General features: G+C 72.3%; 15 protein-coding genes. 10 read left to right on the top strand and 5 right to left on the bottom strand.

Annotation, left to right across the window (positions count from 1 at the left end):
• The coding region (gene uvrA / locus RIM90_RS23615; RefSeq protein WP_309062761.1) for an excinuclease ABC subunit UvrA at positions 1–1,559 on the top strand (1,559 nt) is incomplete at its 5' end.
• Positions 1,560–1,655: 96 nt separating this feature from the next.
• Here the strand turns inward: uvrA and RIM90_RS23610 are convergent.
• On the bottom strand, positions 1,656–2,219 hold the full coding sequence (locus RIM90_RS23610) for a YceI family protein (protein ID WP_309062760.1): 564 nt from the start codon (positions 2,217–2,219) through the stop codon (positions 1,656–1,658).
• A gap of 101 nt (positions 2,220–2,320) precedes the next feature.
• On the opposite strand from RIM90_RS23610, the gene RIM90_RS23605 reads away from it, so the two are divergent.
• Positions 2,321–3,199 carry a helix-turn-helix domain-containing protein gene (locus RIM90_RS23605; RefSeq protein ID WP_309062759.1) on the top strand — a complete coding sequence of 293 codons (879 nt, stop codon included), beginning with the start codon at positions 2,321–2,323 and terminating at the stop codon, positions 3,197–3,199.
• 11 nt (positions 3,200–3,210) lie between these two features.
• On the opposite strand, the gene RIM90_RS23600 is transcribed toward RIM90_RS23605, so the two are convergent.
• Together RIM90_RS23600 and RIM90_RS23595 are read right to left on the bottom strand one after the other, a co-directional pair.
• Positions 3,211–4,125: a carbohydrate kinase gene (locus tag RIM90_RS23600; RefSeq protein WP_309062758.1), complete on the bottom strand. Its 915-nt coding sequence runs from the start codon at positions 4,123–4,125 to the stop codon at positions 3,211–3,213.
• Positions 4,122–5,225 (bottom strand): LacI family DNA-binding transcriptional regulator, encoded by a 1,104-nt coding sequence (locus RIM90_RS23595; protein WP_309062757.1) that lies wholly within the window; start codon positions 5,223–5,225, stop codon positions 4,122–4,124. The genes RIM90_RS23600 and RIM90_RS23595 overlap by 4 nt, the downstream gene beginning before the upstream one ends.
• Positions 5,226–5,432: 207 nt before the next feature.
• Here RIM90_RS23595 and RIM90_RS23590 point away from each other — a divergent pair, with 207 nt between their 5' ends.
• On the top strand, positions 5,433–5,846 hold the full coding sequence (locus RIM90_RS23590) for a Rieske (2Fe-2S) protein (protein ID WP_309062756.1): 414 nt from the start codon (positions 5,433–5,435) through the stop codon (positions 5,844–5,846).
• A 49-nt stretch (positions 5,847–5,895) separates the two neighbouring features.
• Here the strand turns inward: RIM90_RS23590 and RIM90_RS23585 are convergent, their stop codons facing one another.
• Positions 5,896–6,843 (bottom strand): hypothetical protein, encoded by a 948-nt coding sequence (locus RIM90_RS23585; RefSeq protein ID WP_309062755.1) that lies wholly within the window; start codon positions 6,841–6,843, stop codon positions 5,896–5,898.
• A 241-nt stretch (positions 6,844–7,084) separates the two neighbouring features.
• Positions 7,085–7,249, bottom strand: a complete 165-nt coding sequence (locus RIM90_RS23580) for a hypothetical protein (protein WP_309062754.1) — start codon at positions 7,247–7,249, stop codon at positions 7,085–7,087.
• 173 nt (positions 7,250–7,422) lie between these two features.
• Here RIM90_RS23580 and uvrC point away from each other — a divergent pair, with 173 nt between their 5' ends.
• The 7 genes from uvrC to RIM90_RS23545 all read left to right on the top strand — a co-directional run.
• Positions 7,423–9,510, top strand: coding sequence for an excinuclease ABC subunit UvrC (uvrC, locus tag RIM90_RS23575; RefSeq protein ID WP_309062753.1), 2,088 nt, complete (start codon positions 7,423–7,425; stop codon positions 9,508–9,510).
• Positions 9,507–10,511 (top strand): RNase adapter RapZ, encoded by a 1,005-nt coding sequence (gene rapZ, locus RIM90_RS23570; RefSeq protein WP_309062752.1) that lies wholly within the window; start codon positions 9,507–9,509, stop codon positions 10,509–10,511. The genes uvrC and rapZ overlap by 4 nt, the downstream gene beginning before the upstream one ends.
• Positions 10,508–11,575 (top strand): uridine diphosphate-N-acetylglucosamine-binding protein YvcK, encoded by a 1,068-nt coding sequence (gene yvcK / locus RIM90_RS23565; protein WP_309062751.1) that lies wholly within the window; start codon positions 10,508–10,510, stop codon positions 11,573–11,575. The genes rapZ and yvcK overlap by 4 nt, the downstream gene beginning before the upstream one ends.
• Entirely contained in the window at positions 11,566–12,555 is a 990-nt protein-coding gene (gene whiA / locus RIM90_RS23560; RefSeq protein WP_309062750.1) for a DNA-binding protein WhiA, read from the top strand. Before yvcK ends, whiA begins: the two co-directional genes overlap by 10 nt.
• A gap of 155 nt (positions 12,556–12,710) precedes the next feature.
• A complete protein-coding gene (locus RIM90_RS23555; RefSeq protein ID WP_309062749.1) occupies positions 12,711–15,665 on the top strand; it encodes a M14 family zinc carboxypeptidase in 2,955 nt (984 codons plus the stop codon).
• 228 nt (positions 15,666–15,893) lie between these two features.
• Positions 15,894–16,901 (top strand): type I glyceraldehyde-3-phosphate dehydrogenase, encoded by a 1,008-nt coding sequence (gap, locus tag RIM90_RS23550; protein WP_309062748.1) that lies wholly within the window; start codon positions 15,894–15,896, stop codon positions 16,899–16,901.
• Positions 16,902–17,048: 147 nt separating this feature from the next.
• Positions 17,049–18,092: phosphoglycerate kinase (locus RIM90_RS23545; RefSeq protein ID WP_309062747.1), on the top strand; the 1,044-nt coding region annotated here is incomplete at its 3' end.

The following is an 18,092-nucleotide window of genomic DNA, read 5'->3' as shown; positions in this document are numbered from 1 at the left end:
CGGGCACGCTCTCCGGCGGCGAGGCCCAGCGCATCCGCCTGGCCACCCAGATCGGCTCCGGACTCGTCGGCGTGCTCTACGTCCTCGACGAGCCGTCCATCGGCCTGCACCAGCGCGACAACCACCGGCTGATCGAGACCCTGGTCCGGCTGCGCGACATGGGCAACACGCTCATCGTCGTCGAGCACGACGAGGACACCATCAAGGTCGCCGACTGGATCGTCGACATCGGCCCCGGCGCCGGCGAGCACGGCGGCAAGGTCGTGCACAGCGGCTCCTACAAGGAGCTGCTCGCCAACGCCGAGTCGCAGACCGGCCAGTACCTGTCCGGCAAGAAGTCCATCCCGCTGCCCGACGTCCGCCGCCCGCACGACCCGTCGCGCCGGCTCACGGTGCACGGCGCCCGCGAGAACAACCTCCAGGACATCGACGTGTCCTTCCCGCTGGGCGTGTTCACCGCGGTCACCGGCGTGTCCGGCTCCGGCAAGTCCACGCTGGTCAACGACATCCTGTACACGCACCTGGCCCGCGAGCTGAACGGCGCCCGCAGCGTCCCCGGCCGGCACACGCGCGTGGACGGCGACGACCTCGTCGACAAGGTCGTCCACGTCGACCAGTCGCCCATCGGCCGCACCCCGCGTTCCAACCCGGCGACGTACACCGGCGTCTTCGACCACGTCCGCAAGCTGTTCGCCGAGACCACCGAGGCGAAGGTCCGCGGCTACATGCCCGGCCGCTTCTCCTTCAACGTCAAGGGCGGGCGCTGCGAGAACTGCGCGGGCGACGGCACCATCAAGATCGAGATGAACTTCCTCCCGGACGTGTACGTCCCGTGCGAGGTCTGCCACGGCGCCCGCTACAACCGGGAGACCCTGGAGGTCCACTACAAGGGCAAGTCCATCGCCGACGTCCTGAACATGCCGATCGAAGAGGCCATGCACTTCTTCGAGGCCGTCCCGGCGATCTCCCGCCACCTGAAGACGCTCAACGACGTCGGTCTCGGCTACGTCCGGCTCGGCCAGTCCGCGACCACCCTGTCCGGCGGTGAGGCGCAGCGTGTGAAGCTCGCCAGCGAGCTGCAGAAGCGCTCCACCGGCCGCACGGTCTACGTACTGGACGAGCCGACCACCGGACTGCACTTCGAGGACATCAGCAAACTGCTGAAGGTCCTGTCCGGCCTGGTCGACAAGGGCAACACGGTCATCGTCATCGAGCACAACCTCGACGTGATCAAGACCGCCGACTGGGTCGTCGACATGGGCCCCGAGGGCGGTGCCGGCGGTGGCCTGGTCGTCGCGGAGGGCACGCCCGAGCAGGTCGCGAGCGTTCCGGCCAGTCACACCGGCAAGTTCCTGCGGGAGATCCTGGGGCCGGAGAGGATCAGTGACGCCACCCCGGTGGGGGCCCCGCGCAAGGCGGCGAAGAAGACGGTCGCCGCCCGGGCCACCACCCGGAGGACCACCACCAAGACGGTCGACGGCACCGCCGAGAAGGCGGCCAGGGCCACCGGGACCACGAAGGCCGCCGCGAAGCGGACGACCCGGGCGCCCAAGGCCTGACGACCGGCCGCCCGCACCGGTGCGCGCCGTGCCCCCGGGGGAGTCGACACCCCCGCGGGACACGGCGCGCGCGTGTGTCCGGACCCCGGCCCGGGGTCAGGCGGCCTTCGGCTCCACGAACTGCATGTCCAGCTGGATCTTCACCACGTCCCCCAGCAGACCGGGGGCGAAGTCCAGCCCGAAGTCGCTGCGCCGGATCTCACCCGTCGCCTCGAACCCGGCGTGCCGGCTGCCGTCCATCGGCACGTCCACCAGCCCGCCGAACTCCACGGCGAGCGTCACCGGCCGGGTCACCCCGCCGATCGTCAGCTCACCCTCCATGGTCCAGTCCTCGCCCTCGCCCGAGACGCGGGTCGAGCGGAAGGTCATCGTCGGCCGCTTCTCGACGTCGAGCAGGTCGGAGGCGCGCACATGGGCGTCCCGGTCGGCGTTCCCGGTGTCGATCGAGGCCAGGTCGATCGTCGCGGACACCCGTACGTCCTCGGCCTTCTCCCCGACGTGGAGGTCGGCCCGCACTCCCTCGAAGCGCCCCCGCACCTTGGCGATGCCCAGGTGGCGGATGGTGAAGTTCACGGCGGAGTGCAACGGGTCCAGCGCCCAGTCGCCCGGGGCGAGCGGCAGCGCGGCAGCGGTGGTGGTGAGGGTGGATTCGTTCGTCATGCCCACCACCCTGGGCGTCCGTCGGCCCGTCAGGGAGACCGGGCGAAGCCTGGTAGTGACAGGGCCACCCTGCGGCGCGCGGGCGTTGGTACGTTCGGGCCGTGAGCGACAACGAGTTGGGCACATACCTGCGCACCTGGCGCGAGGCGGTCACCCCGGCCGAGGCGGGACTGCCCGCCGGCCACCGGCGCCGCACCCCGGGCCTGCGCCGCGCGGAGCTGGCCATGCTCGCCGGCATCAGCGTCGAGTACCTCACCCGGCTGGAACAGGGCCGCGACCGCAACCCCTCCGCCCAGGTGCTCGGCGCCCTCGCCGACGCCCTGCGCCTGTCCCTCAAGGACCGGATGGTGCTGCGCCGGCTGACCAAGGAGGCCAACGGCGGCGACCCCGTGCTCTGTGCCGCGGCGCCGCCGCTGGGCCGGACGGTGCGCCCCACCGTGCGGGCCGTCCTGGACAGCCTGGAGCCCGCCCCCGCCGCGGTGCTCAACTGGATCGGCGACGTCATCGCCCACACCGCGGGCTACGCGCGGCTCGTCGGCCCCATCGGGCTGCTCGACGACGAGCGGCCCAACCTGCTCCGGTACCTCTTCACCGACGAGCGGGCGCGCGCGTACCACCCCGACTGGGACCGGGTCGCCGACGACCTGGTCGCCCGGCTGCGCCACGAAGCGCCTCTGAGGGACCCCTCCGTCGCCGAGCTGGCCGACGAGCTGACGGTGACGGCGGGCGCGGAGTTCGCCGACCGCTTCGCCGGCCTGGCCACGGCACCGCGCACCGTCGGCTCCCAGGAGATCCGGCATCCGCACGTCGGGCCGCTGCGCCTGCTGCACGAGACGCTCGCACTCCCCGACGACGGCCAGCGGGTGGTCGTCCACCTCCCCGCCGACGACGCCACGGCGGCCGCGCTGGACCGCCTCGACGGACGCCGCCCGGGCGCCCTGTTCGCCGTGCCGGAGACGCCCGTGCGCGAAACCGGGTGAACGCCGTGGGCTCAGCCGCCCGTCTCCAGCTCGTGGGCGTACGGCGGTTCCGCGCCCGCGCGTGAGCAGGTGACCGCCGCCGCGCGCGCCGCGAAGCCGAGCAGCCCCGTCCAGCCGTCGGCGTCCAGGGCGGCCACGCCCTCGTCACTGAGCGCGTCGCGGACCGCGAGGCCGTGCAGCAGGGCCGCGTTCACCGTGTCACCGGCGCCGATGGTGTCCACCACCTCGACCCGCTCGCCCGGCACGGAGTACTCACCGCCTCCGCGCGTGAACACGGTCAGCCCGTCGCCGCCCCGGGTGACCACGACCGCCGCCGGACCGGCGGCCGGCCAGTCCCGGGGGGACCCGCCGAGCCACTCGGCGTCCTCCGCGGACAGCTTCAGCAAGGACACCGACGGCAGCCAGCTCTCGAACCGGGCCCGGTAGGCGCCGGGGTCGGGGATGAGCCCCGGCCGGATGTTGGGGTCCAGCGCGGTGAACACACCCCGGGCGGCCGCGGTGCGCAGCAGCTCCTCGTACGCGCTCGCACCCGGTTCGAGCACGAGCGAACAGGTCCCGAAGGACACTGCACGGGTGCCCGCCGGCAATGCCCGGGGTGCCGTGAACAGCCGGTCCGCGGTCCCCTCCACGTAGAAGGAGTACGCCGCCGAGCCGTCCGCGCCGACCGTGGCGACGGCGAGCGTCGTCGGCTCGTCACCGCGCTGCACCGACGACACGTCCACGCCGGTCTCCCGCAGCCGGTCCAGCAGCGCCTCGCCGAAGGCGTCGCGGGACACCCGGGAGCAGAAGGCGGCGGGGGAGCCGAGGCGTCCGAGCGCCACCGCCGTGTTGAAGGGGCCGCCGCCGAGGGCCGGCGTCAGCGCCGCGAGCGCACCCGCGCCCCGCGGTACCAGGTCGATCAGTGCCTCACCGGCCACGACGATCACGAGCGGTTCCTTTCTCGGGCTGCGGGGGCTTCGGGCGGCACGGGCCGCTCGGACGTACGGCGGTCGAGCCGCCCGGGCCGCGGTTCGTCCGGGCAGCCGCAGGAGGAGCGGTGCACGAAGGCGCACGGGAGCCGCACCGTCCGCGCGGGCCGGTCCGGCTCGGCGAGGCGGTCCAGGAGCACCCGGACGGCACGGGCACCGATGTCCCTGCTGGGCTGGGCGATCGCGGTGAGCCGGGGAGAGAACAGGTCCGCCCAGGCGAAGTCGTCGAAACAGCACAGCGCGACGTCCTCGGGCACGGACAACCCGAGCGCCCGCAGGGCGCGCAGCGCGCCGATCGTCATGGCGTTGTTGGCGGTGACCAGCGCGGTGGGACGCGAACCGGGGGACAGCAGCGCGGCGGTGGCCCGTTCGGCGCCGGCCGACTCGGAGTCGCCGTGCGCCAGGAGCCGCCCGTCGTACGGCAGCCCGGCGGCCGCCAGGCCGTGCCGGTACCCGGTGATCCGCTCGGCGGTGGTGCTGAGCCCCGGCTTCCCGGCGACCAGGGCGATCCTGCGGTGGCCGAGCTCGGCGAGGTGGGTGACCAGCCGGGCCGTCGGTTCCGCGTTCTCGGCGCAGACCTGGTCGAAGCGCGCACCGCCGTCCCCGCAACCGTCGACCACCCGGTCCAGGAACACGGCCGGCACCCGATGGCGCCCGAGGTAGGCGAGGAGCTCGCGCGGCTGCGCGGAGGGCGCGACGACCAGGCCCTCGACCCGGCGCTCGTGCAGCAGCCGGACGACCTTGCGCTCGTGCTCCGGGTCGTCGTGCGGGTCGGCGATGAGCAGGCTGTACCCGTGTGCCAGGGCCTCGGCCTCGACGCCCTGGAGGATCTCGGTGAAGTACGGGTTGCTGATCGCCGACACCGCCAGCCCGATCGACCGGGTGCGGGCGGTCACCAGGGAGCGGGCCAGGGTGTTCGGGGTGTAGCCGAGCTCCTCGACGGCGTCCAGCACCGCCTGGCGGGTGTGGGGCAGCACCGGCCGGGTCCCGTTCAGGACGTGCGAGACGGTCGCGACCGAGACACCGGCGCTCCGTGCCACGTCCGCCATCGTCGCCACCGTGTGCCCTCCCTCCGGGCCCCGCGCGTCACCTTCCGGGTCGGGAACGTATCCCATCCGGCGGCGGACGTAAACGCTTGCGCAAGCGTTTACGCGAGCGTTTGCGCACGCGTGTGCGCCCCCGTGCGCACAGGCACCCGCCCCCGGCCGTCACGGTCGCCCCGGGTATCGTCCCCGTGTACCGCCGTCCGACCCGTGGAGCCCCTCATGTCCGCCCGACCCGCCGCGAGCCGCCGTACCGTCCTGCGAGGCGCGGCTCTCACCCCCGTCGCCGGACTGGGTCTCACCGCCTGCGCGGGTCCCGAGGACACCCCCGGGCGGCCGACCGGACCCGTCGAGCTCGGCCCCGAGAGCGAGGTCGCCAAGGGCGGCACGAAGCTGTACCGGGACCACAACGTCGTGGTCAGCCGGGGTGAGGACGGCGCCTTCGCGGCGTACAGCACCGTCTGCACGCACGCGGGGTGCCCCGCCGACAAGCTGGAGGGGACGAAACTGATCTGTCCCTGCCACGGCAGCGAGTTCGACGTCACCACCGGCAAGGCGCTGCGCGAGCCGGCCGTGGCGCCCCTGAAGCGGCTGACCGTCGAGGTGAAGAACGGCACGATGGTCGCCAGGCCGTAGCCCCGGCCGGGGCGGGACACCGGGCGGTGCCCGGCGCCTCGCCCCGCGGTCACTCCCAGTCCCAGGCGATCCCCACGTACCCCGACCGCATGCGCGGTTCCACCAGGTGCACCGAGCGGTGCCGGCCGCTGAGCGCCAGCTCCTGGCAGCCACCGCGCGGGGCCGCGGCGGAGTGCTGGGCGAACCGGTGGCAGCGCACCGGGAGCGCCCCGGCGTCGAAGCACACCTGGAGCGCGTACTGGCCCCCCGGGGTGTCCGTCCCGTGCACGTACTCGCGCGAGACCCCGGCCGTGCCGTCCTCGACGGCGTAGCGGAAGAGGAAGGTGTCACCGGCCAGCAGTCTGGTGTCGAAGAGCAGCTCGGCCGCGAGCACGCCGGTGTCGTGGTGCCGGCGCACGCGTCCGACGCGGCAGTTCTCCAGGGCGTGCACGGCCATCCGGTCCGGCGCGGAGCCCGGATCGCCGTGGTGGACGGCGACGAAACGGTCGACGCCGTCCCGGCGCGCGCGCACGATGTGGTGCGACTCGCGCTCCGCCAGCTCGCGGCGCGCGCCGATCCGGACCCGCTCGTGGTGCCCCAGGGTGTGCAGTCCGCCCTCCCGCGGCGCGCCGAGCTCGGCCAGCAGCCGCTCCAGGACGCCCGAGGTCTCGATCAGGGCGCGGTAGGACCGGACCGCGGAGCGCCGGTCCGCCGAGCGTTCGTCCGTCTCGGCGAGCAGCCGGATCAGCGACTCCTCCGGCAGCTGCAGGATCTCCTCCAGCGCCCGTACCGCCCGCAGCGACTCCGGGCGCTGCGGGCGGCGGGCGCCCTGCTGCCAGTAGCTCAGGCTCGTGACGCCGACCTTCACGCCGTGACGGGACAGATGGTGCTGGACCCGTTGCAGCGGCAGTCCGCGCGCGGCGATCGCGGCCCTCAGCGCGACGTGGAAGGGACCGCCGCGCAGGGCCGAGTCCAGTTCCGCGGTGGCGACGTCCGCGTGCTGTGTGGCGTGCGGCATGCAGGGGCCTTTCTGTGAATGTCCACAACGGCTGGTCAGACCGTTCGCACGGGGCGCTCAGGGGCCCGCCCCCGTCGGCGCGGCGGAGTCTTCACATCCGTACGCCGCCGTTCAGGCCCCGAGTTCCCCCGCATTGAAGCGTGTTGACCAAGTCCCGACAACACCTGATGTCCCACAGCGGCGCACACCTGCCAGGGGTCCGTACCGGGATGCGGTTTTCGTCCGGAGTGCCGTGGCGGTTCTACGCGCGACCGGGGTTGTCCCGGCCCTGGAGGAGGCGCAGCCGCTTGGCCCGCACGATGTCGGGATCGCGCGGGTCGAGGGACTCGGCGGGCGCGGACGCCTCGTCCGCGTACCGGCGGGCCCGGGCCGGCCGTCGTGGTTTCTCGATCCGCGTCCGTCGCATCCGACCAGCCCTCCGACTCGTGACCGTCCGCCACTCACCCGAGGGGCGGAACCCCCACCTTCCCGCTCCCGGCCGGTGGTAACCCATCCGGACCGCCCGACCCCACCGGACGCACCGGTCCCCGTGCCCACGGCCCCGCCGGAGTGTCGGCCCCCGCCAGTAGGGTGTGGGACATGGCCGACCCCTCCAGCTACCGCCCCAAACCGGGCGAGATCCCCGACTCGCCGGGGGTCTACCGGTTCCGTGACGAGCACCGCCGGGTGATCTACGTCGGAAAGGCGAAAAGCCTGCGGCAGCGCCTGGCGAACTACTTCCAGGACCTGGCCGGGCTCCACCCGCGCACCCGCTCCATGGTCACCACGGCCGCGTCCGTGGAGTGGACGGTGGTGTCCACGGAGGTCGAGGCGCTCCAGCTGGAGTACTCCTGGATCAAGGAGTACGACCCCCGGTTCAACGTCAAGTACCGCGACGACAAGAGCTACCCCTACCTCGCGGTGACGATGAACGAGGAGTTCCCGCGCGTCCAGGTGATGCGCGGCCACAAGAAGAAGGGCGTGAAGTACTTCGGCCCGTACGCGCACGCGTGGGCGATCCGCGACACCGTGGACCTGCTGCTGCGCGTCTTCCCGGTGCGCACCTGCTCGACCGGCGTCTTCAGGAACGCCGCCCGCACCGGCCGTCCCTGCCTGCTCGGTTACATCGGCAAGTGCTCGGCGCCCTGCGTGGACCGGATCTCCGCCGAGGACCACCGGGAACTCGCCGAGGAGTTCTGCGACTTCATGGCCGGCCGCACGGGCACGTACCTGCGCCGTCTGGAGCAGCGGATGATGCGGGCGGCCGAGGAGATGGAGTACGAGCGGGCGGCCCGCCTGCGCGACGACATCGAGGCCCTGAAGAAGGCCATGGAGAAGAACGCGGTCGTGCTCACCGACGCGACCGACGCCGACCTGATCGCGGTCGCCGAGGACGAGCTGGAGGCGGCCGTCCAGATCTTCCACGTCCGCGGCGGGCGGGTGCGCGGCCAGCGCGGCTGGGTCACCGACAAGGTGGAGGAGATCACCACCGGCGCCCTCGTCGAGCACGCCCTGCAGCAGCTCTACGGCGAGGAGAGCGGCGACGCCGTCCCCAAGGAGGTGCTGGTCCCGGCCCTGCCGGACCCGGTCGAGCCGGCGCAGCAGTGGCTCACCGACCGCCGGGGGTCGAACGTGTCGCTGCGCATCCCGCAGCGCGGGGACAAGAAGGCCCTGATGGAGACCGTGCAGCGCAACGCCCAGCAGGCACTCGTGCTGCACAGGACCAAGCGCGCCTCCGACCTCACCACGCGCTCGCGCGCGCTGGAGGAGATCACCGAGGCCCTCGGCCTGGACAGCGCCCCGCTGAGGATCGAGTGCTACGACGTCTCGCACCTCCAGGGCGACGACGTGGTGGCCTCCATGGTCGTCTTCGAGGACGGGCTGGCCCGCAAGAGCGAGTACCGCCGCTTCCAGATCAAGGGATTCAGCGGGCAGGACGACGTCCGCTCCCTGCACGAGGTGATCACCCGGCGCTTCCGGCGCTACCTCGCGGAGAAGGAGCGGACGGGGGAGTGGACCGACGGGGAGGACGGCGGCGAGGGCACGGCCCCCGACGGCCTCACCGAACCGCCCGTGAGCACCCTCACCGAGGACGACGGCCGCCCCAAGCGCTTCGCCTACCCGCCCCAGCTCGTCGTCGTCGACGGCGGCGCGCCGCAGGTCGCGGCGGCCCAGCGGGCCCTGGACGAGCTCGGCATCGACGACATCGCCGTCTGCGGCCTCGCCAAGCGGCTGGAGGAGGTGTGGCTGCCGGGCGACGACGACCCGGTGGTGCTGCCCCGCACCAGCGAGGGCCTCTACCTGCTCCAGCGGATCCGTGACGAGGCCCACCGCTTCGCGATCACCTACCAGCGCGTCAAGCGCGCCAAGCGCTTCCGCTCCGGTCCCCTGGACGACGTGCCGGGCCTCGGCGAGACCCGCAAGCAGGCCCTGATCAAGCACTTCGGTTCGGTGAAGAAGCTGCGATCGGCGACAATCGACCAGATCTGTGAGGTTCCGGGCATAGGTCGCAAGACGGCCGAGACGGTCGCCGTGGCCCTGGCCCGGGCGGCACCCGCCGCCCCCGCCGTGAACACGGCGACGGGCGAGATCATGGAAGACGTGGAAGAACCCGGGAAGACGGCGGGTTCTCCCGGGGAGCCCGTGTCCGCGGGCGCCCCGGACGAACGACGGGGGCAGGAGACATGACCGAGCACGAGACAGGGCCCGCGGCACAGCGAGAGCGGGCGCAGCAGGGGACCGGCGGGAACGGCACCCTCCACGGCGCGCGCCAGGACGACGGAGCACAGGTGAGTACGGGCAAGGAAAAGGCCGGGACGCCCGAGGCGGCCATCCCGGAGCTGGTGATCATCTCCGGCATGTCCGGGGCCGGCCGCTCGACGGCCGCGAAGTGTCTGGAGGACCTGGGCTGGTTCGTCGTCGACAACCTGCCGCCCGCGCTGATCCCCACCATGGTGGAGCTCGGCGCGCGCTCCCAGGGCAACGTGGCGCGGATCGCCGTCGTGGTCGACGTCCGCGGCCGGCGCTTCTTCGACAACCTCCGCGAGTCCCTGGCCGACCTCGACGCCCGGGGCGTCACCCGGCGGATCGTCTTCCTGGAGTCCTCCGACGAGGCGCTGGTGCGCCGCTTCGAGTCGGTGCGCCGCCCGCACCCCCTCCAGGGGGACGGCCGCATCGTCGACGGCATCGCCGCCGAGCGGGAGCTGCTGCGCGAGCTGCGCGGCGACGCCGACCTGGTGATCGACACCTCCAGCCTGAACGTGCACGAGCTGCGCGCCAAGATGGACGCCCAGTTCGCCGGGGACGAGGAGCCCGAGCTGCGGGCCACCGTCATGTCCTTCGGCTTCAAGTACGGCCTCCCGGTCGACGCCGACCTGGTCGTGGACATGCGCTTCCTGCCCAACCCGCACTGGGTCCCGGAGCTGCGCCCGTACACCGGCCTCAACGAGGAGGTGGCGTCGTACGTCTTCAACCAGCCCGGCGCCAAGGAGTTCCTCGACCGGTACGCCGAGCTGCTGCGGCTCGTCGCCGCGGGCTACCGCCGTGAGGGCAAGCGCTACGTGACCATCGCCGTCGGCTGCACCGGCGGCAAGCACCGTTCGGTCGCCATGTCGGAGAAGCTCGCCGCCCGGCTGGTCGCCGAGGGCGTGGAGACGGTGGTCGTCCACCGGGACATGGGACGGGAATGACACCACGTACACCGCGGCTGAGCCGGCTGCGCCGAGCGGTCCCCGAGGGGCGCGCCGGACGGCCGGTCGAGGCCCGCGGCGCGAGACCGCGCCGCCGGGGCGCCCAGCCCAAGGTCGTCGCGCTCGGCGGCGGCATGGGGCTGTCCGCCTCGCTCGCCGCGCTGCGCCGGATCACCGGCGACCTCACCGCCGTCGTCACCGTGGCCGACGACGGCGGCTCCAGCGGGCGACTGCGCGACGAACTGGGGGTGCTGCCGCCCGGCGACCTGCGCAAGGCGCTGGCCGCGCTGTGCGGCGACGACGACTGGGGCCAGACCTGGGCCCGGGTCATCCAGCACCGCTTCCAGTCCAAGGGCGATCTGCACGAGCACGCGGTCGGCAATCTGCTGATCGTCGCCCTGTGGGAGCAGCTCGGCGACCACGTCCAGGCCCTGGACCTGGTGGGCCGGCTGCTCGGCGCGCACGGGCGCGTGCTGCCCATGTCCGCGGTGCCGCTGGAGCTCCAGGCCCTGGTCAAAGGGCACGACCCCGAGCGCCCGGAGGACGTGGACACCGTCCGCGGGCAGGCGACCGTCGCCCTCACCCCCGGCGAGGTGCAGTCCGTGCACCTCGTGCCCCACGACCCGCCCGCCGTCCCCGAGGCGGTCGAGGCGGTCCTCGACGCGGACTGGGTCGTGCTCGGCCCCGGGTCCTGGTTCTCCTCGGTCATCCCGCACCTGCTCGTGCCGGAACTGCTGGACGCCCTCACCGGGACGAAGGCGCGCCGGGTACTCTCCCTGAACCTCGCCCCGCAGCCAGGAGAAACCGAGGGCTTCTCCCCGCAGCGTCATTTGGAGGTTTTGGGACGACACGCCCCTAAACTCGCCCTGGACGTGGTGCTGGCCGACGAGGCCGCCGTGCCCGACCGCGACCTGCTGACCGATGCCGCCAAGCGGTTCGGGGCCGCGGTCGAGCTGGCGCCGGTGGCCCGGCCCGACGGAAGCCCCAGGCACGACCCGGAGCTGCTGGCCGCCGCGTACGACCGTATTTTTCGGATGCATGGAAGGATCGGCCCATGGCGATGACGGCAGCGGTGAAGGACGAGATCTCCCGGCTCCCCGTCACCCGGACCTGCTGCAGAAAGGCGGAGGTCTCCGCCGTCCTGCGGTTCGCCGGCGGCCTCCACCTGGTGAGCGGGCGCATCGTGATCGAGGCCGAGCTGGACACCGCGATGGCGGCCCGCCGGCTCAAGCGGGACATCATGGAGATCTTCGGCCACAGCTCCGAACTGATCGTGATGGCTCCGGGCGGGCTGCGCCGCGGCTCGCGCTACGTCGTGCGCGTGGTCGCGGGCGGCGACCAGCTGGCCCGCCAGACCGGTCTGGTGGACGGCCGGGGCCGCCCGATCCGCGGCCTGCCCCCGCAGGTGGTCTCGGGGGCCACCTGCGACGCCGAGGCGGCCTGGCGCGGGGCGTTCCTGGCGCACGGCTCGCTCACCGAGCCGGGCCGCTCCTCCTCCCTGGAGGTGACCTGCCCCGGTCCCGAGGCCGCGCTCGCCCTGGTCGGCGCCGCCCGCCGCCTGTCGATCGGCGCCAAGGCGCGCGAGGTGCGCGGCGTGGACCGGGTCGTCGTGCGCGACGGCGACGCGATCGGTGCCCTGCTCACCCGGCTCGGCGCCCACGAGTCGGTGCTGGCCTGGGAGGAGCGCCGGATGCGCCGCGAGGTGCGGGCCACGGCGAACCGGCTGGCCAACTTCGACGACGCCAACCTGCGCCGCTCCGCCCGCGCGGCCGTAGCCGCCGGCGCCCGGGTGCAGCGCGCCCTGGAGATCCTCGGCGAGGACGTCCCCGAGCACCTCGCCGCCGCCGGCCGGCTGCGCATGGAGCACAAGCAGGCCTCCCTGGAAGAGCTGGGCGCGCTGGCCGACCCGCCGCTGACCAAGGACGCCGTGGCCGGCCGCATCCGCCGGCTGCTCGCCATGGCCGACAAGCGCGCCGCCGACCTCGGCATCCCGGGTACGGAGGCCAATCTCAGCGAGGAACTCGCCGACAACCTCGCAGGCTGACGCCCCGTCAAGAGGCCGGTGCGGACGCCCACTCGGGTGACCCGCACCGGCCTTCGCGTGTCGCCGGGGCACCCTTGACTCGATCATGATGTGTCATGAGCCTGGCATCTGTTCGCTGCTGTGGCGGACCACCTCTAGGGGAGGTCGTGGGGTTCATGAGACATAGAGCGAGATCGATCCTCGCTGTCGGCGCGCTCCTGATCGGATCGGCGAGCGTCGCGCCCATCGCCCAGGCACAACCGGAAAGCACCGGGGCTTCCGGCGCGGAAGAGGTCAGGGTCTTCCGCGCCGACGTCACCAGCAGGCAGGTACCCCTGCTGCTGGCGGCCGGACAGGACGCCCACGAACTCGGCGAGCAGGTCCCCGAGAAGGGCACCGCCACCGTCGAGGTCTATCTCACCGACCGGCAGGCCGGCCAGCTGGAGAAGCAGGGCGTCGACCTCACCGAGCACACGCTCTCCGCCCGGGCGGAGGACCGGGTCGCGGACGCCGCCGAGGGCGTCTTCCGCCCGTACAGCGGAAAGGGCGGCCTCAGGGAGGAGATCCTCCGCACCGCCCGGGAGCACCCGGACCTCACCAAGGTCGTCTCCATCGGCAAGACGATCAAGGGCCAGGACATCCTCGCCCTGAAGCTCACCAAGAAGGCCAGGAAGACCGAGGACGGCTCCAAGCCGGCCGTCCTCTACATGTCCAACCAGCACGCGCGCGAGTGGATCACGCCGGAGATGACCCGGCGGCTGATGCACCACTACCTGGACGGGTACGGGACGGACAAGCGGATCAAGAAGATCGTCGACTCCACCGAGCTGTGGTTCGTCCTGTCGGCCAATCCCGACGGCTACGACTACACCTTCGCCGACGACGACAACCGCCTGTGGCGCAAGAACCTGCGCGACGTCAACGGCGACGGCGCCATCGGCACCGGCGACGGCGTCGACCTCAACCGCAACTTCCCCTACAAGTGGGGCTACGACGACGAGGGTTCGTCCCCCAACCCCACCAGCCAGACCTACCGCGGCGCGAGCCCCGGCTCCGAGCCCGAGACCAAGGCGATCGACGCCTTCCAGAAGCGGATCGGCTTCGCCTACGGCATCAACTACCACTCCGCCGCCGAACTCCTGCTCTACGGGGTCGGCTGGCAGGTGGCCACGCCGACCCCCGACGACGTGCTCTACCAGGCCCTCGCCGGCACGCCCGGGAACTCCGCGATCCCCGGCTACCACCCGCAGCTCTCCTCCGAGCTGTACACCACCAACGGCGAGGCCGACGGCCACGCGGCCAACGTCAACGGCATGGCGATGTTCACGCCCGAGATGTCGACCTGCCAGACGGCCTCCGGTGTCGACCCGGACGACGCGTGGAAGCCCGGCGACTGCCGTTCGATCTTCACCTTCCCCGACGACGAGACGCTGATCCAGCAGGAGTTCGCCAAGAACGTCCCGTTCGCGCTGTCCGTCGCCGAGAGCGCCGCCCACCCCGACCGGCCGTCCTCCGCGGTCGGCCTGAAGGCCGCCGACTTCACCCCGGCCGCGTTCACGACGTCGTACGCGCGCGGCGGCGACCAGGAGGTCTCCGTCGTCGTCCGCAAGGCCGTGCGCGACAAGGAGCTCAAGTACCGCGTCAACGGCGGCCGTACGCACGACATGGCACTGAGGCCGTGGAAGGGCGGCGAGCGGTTCGGCGGCGAGGACAACCTCCACTTCGACGAGTACCGGGCCGAGGTCAAGGACGGCGAACCGGGCGACGAGGTCGAGGTGTGGTTCACCGGCGAGACCCGGGGCGGGAAGAAGGTCTCCAGCGAGCACTTCACCTACACCGTCGCCGAGCGGCCCCGCGCGGACGTCCTCGTGGTCGCCGAGGAGGGTGCGAAGGCCACCCAGACCCGGAAGTACGTCGACGCCCTCAAAGCCAACGGCCGGAAGGCGGCCGTCTGGGACGTCGCCGAGCGGGGCGCGCCCGACGCGCTCGGCGTGCTGAGCCACTTCCGCACCGTCGTCCACCACACCGGCGCGAGCACCCCGGGCGTCGCCACCCAGCTCCAGCTGCGCGCCTTCCTCAACGAGGGCGGCCGGCTGATCGAGGCGGGCGAGCAGGCCGGCGGCAGCGTCGACCTCGGCGGCGGCACCCTGTCCGACGACTTCAGTCAGTACTACCTGGGCGCCTACACGCGCACCTCGACCTCCGGGGTCACCGGATTCACCGGCTCCGGCGAGCTGGGCGGCTTCTCCGGTCCGCTCGGTGACGCGCCCGGCAACCCGCTGGACAAGGCCGGCACCTACGGCGTCACCTCCGACGAGCTGCCCGCCGAGGAGTACCCGCAGTTCGCGAGCGCCGGAGCCGGGCAGTTCCCGGGCACGGCCAACCCGTACGGTCCGTACGCGGGCTCGTACATGGCCGCCGCGGTCCACACCGACGACGGCTACAAGCGCCTCACCCGCACCATCGACCTCACCGGCACCGGAGCGGCCGACAAGCCCACCCTGCGCGCCCAGCTGCTGTGGGACACCGAGGCGGGCTACGACCACGTCGTCGTCGAGGCGCACACCGCCGGCGCCGACGACTGGACGACGCTGCCCGAGGCGGGCGGCGCGACCCGCACGACGGTGCCCGCCGAGTGCGCGGCCGGATTCTACGTCGGTGAGCACCCCTGGCTGGAGCACTACCTGACCCTGGCCGAGGACGGCTGCACCGCGACCGGCACCACCGGTTCCTGGAACAGCCTCACCGGCTCCTCCGGCGGCTGGCGGCAGGTGGACTTCGACCTGAGCGCCTACGCCGGGAAGACGGTCGAGGTCTCGATCGGCTACGTCACCGACCCGGGCAGCGGCGGCCACGGCGTCCTCGCCGACGACGCCTCGCTCGTCGTCGGCGGCACCGCGACGGGCACCGAGGGCTTCGAGACCTCGCTCGGCGCCTGGAAGGTCTCCGGACCGCCCGCGGGGAGCCCCGCCGTCCTGAAGGACTGGACGCGCACCGGAGCGCTGTTCCGGACCTACCCGGCGGTCACCACCGAGGACACCGTGCTGCTGGGCTTCGGCCTGGAGCACCTGACCTCGGCGGCGGACCGGACCGCGCTGATGAGGAAGGCGCTCGACGCCCTCGACGCGTGACCGAAGGCGTCAGCGAACGCTGACCCGCTGTAGCGAAATGGAGTGAAAGGAAACCCTTCGGTTCGGGCGGTCCGTACCCTACTGACGGGTACGGACCGCCCTGCCGGGTATGGGGCAACTCGATGTCACGGCCGGGGCCCCGGAGAGGTAGGGTCGGGAGTGGTCGGGGACATCCCAAATACAGCTCGCCGGCGACTAGAGCCGGCGTACCAACGAGGAGATCGGTTCGTGACGATCCGCGTAGGCATCAACGGGTTTGGCCGCATCGGTCGCAACTACTTCCGCGCACTCCTGGAACAGGGCGCCGACATCGAGATCGTGGCTGTCAACGACCTGGGTGACACCGCGACCACCGCACACCTGCTGAAGTACGACACCATCCTGGGCCGCCTCAAGCAGGAGGTCTCCCACACCGCCGACACCATCACCGTCGGCGACAAGACCGTCAAGGTCCTGTCCGAGCGCAACCCCGCCGACATCCCCTGGGGCGAGCTGGGCGTCGACATCGTCATCGAGTCGACCGGCATCTTCACCAAGAAGGAAGACGCCGAGAAGCACATCACCGGCGGCGCCAAGAAGGTCATCATCTCCGCCCCGGCGAAGAACGAAGACGTCACCATCGTCATGGGCGTCAACCAGGACACGTACGACCCGGCGAACCACCACGTCATCTCCAACGCCTCCTGCACCACCAACTGCGTGGCGCCGATGGCGAAGGTCCTCGACGAGAACTTCGGCATCGTCAAGGGCCTGATGACGACGGTGCACGCGTACACGAACGACCAGCGCATCCTGGACTTCCCGCACAAGGACCTGCGCCGCGCCCGTGCCGCCGCGGAGAACATCATCCCGACCACCACGGGTGCCGCCAAGGCCACCGCCCTGGTCCTCCCGCAGCTCAAGGGCAAGCTGGACGGCATGGCCATGCGCGTCCCGGTCCCGACCGGCTCCGTCACGGACCTGGTCGTCGAGCTCTCCCGCGAGGTCACCAAGGAAGAGGTCAACGCCGCCTTCCAGAAGGCCGCCGAGGGCGAGCTGAAGGGGTACCTCGAGTACACCGAGGACGCGATCGTCTCCTCCGACATCGTCAACGCCCCGGCGTCCTGCACCTTCGACTCCTCCCTGACCATGGTCCAGGAGGGCAAGAACGTGAAGGTCATCGGCTGGTACGACAACGAGTGGGGCTACTCCAACCGTCTCGTCGACCTGACGGTCTTCGTGGGCAACCAGCTCTGATCGGTCAGCGGGCAGCCTGATATGAGTGCAGGGCTCGGCCGGCGCAGCAACGCGCTGTCCGAGCCCTGACGCACGTATCGGAACGGTCGCCCCCTTTCGATCACGAGCGATCACGAGCGAACACGAGCTCTAACCAGGGAGCCCCTCATGAAGACGATCGACGAACTCCTCTCCGAAGGCGTCGCGGGCAAGCGGGTCTTCGTCCGCGCCGACCTCAACGTGCCGCTGGACGGCACCACCATCACCGACGACGGCCGCATCCGCGCGGTGCTGCCCACCGTCAGGGCGCTCGCCGGGGCGGGCGCCCGCGTGGTCGTCGCCTCGCACCTGGGCCGCCCCAAGGGCGCCCCGGACCCCGCCTTCTCCCTCGCTCCGGCCGCCGCGCGCCTCGGGGAACTCCTCGGCGCCGACGTGGCCTTCGCGACGGACACCGTCGGCGAGTCCGCCACGTCCACCGTCGCCGGCCTCGCCGACGGGCAGGTCGCCGTCGTCGAGAACCTGCGCTTCAACGCCGGTGAGACCAGCAAGGACGACGCCGAGCGCGGCGCCTTCGCCGACCGGCTGGCCGCGCTCGCCGACCTCTACGTCGGCGACGGCTTCGGCGCCGTGCACCGCAAGCACGCCTCGGTGTACGACCTCCCGGCCCGCCTGCCGCACTACGCCGGCCACCTCATCGCCACCGAGGTCGGCGTCCTGAAGAAGCTCACCGAGGACGTCAAGCGGCCCTACGTCGTCGCCCTCGGCGGCGCCAAGGTCTCCGACAAGCTCGCCGTCATCGACCAGCTGCTCGGCAAGGCCGACCGGCTCCTCATCGGCGGCGGCATGGCGTACACCTTCCTCAAGGCCAAGGGCTACGAGGTCGGCAGGTCGCTGCTCCAGGAGGACCAGATCCCGGTCGTCACCGAGTACATGGAGCGCGCCGAGAAGAGCGGCGTCGAGCTGGTCCTGCCGGTCGACGCGCTGGTCGCCGCCGACTTCCCGGACCTGAAGACCAAGGCGCCGGCCCACCCCACCACCGTCGCCGCGGACGCCATCCCGGCCGACCAGGAGGGTCTGGACATCGGTCCCGAGACCCGCAAGCTGTACGCCTCGAAGCTCGCCGACGCCGCCACCGTCTTCTGGAACGGCCCCATGGGCGTCTTCGAGCACCCCGACTACGCCGAGGGCACCAAGGCGGTCGCCCAGGCCCTC

The sequence above is a fragment of the Streptomyces sp. genome (genome assembly GCF_031181555.1).
Lineage (GTDB): Bacteria > Actinomycetota > Actinomycetes > Streptomycetales > Streptomycetaceae > Streptomyces > Streptomyces fimbriatus.
This window is presented reverse-complemented; position numbering and strand designations above follow the sequence as displayed.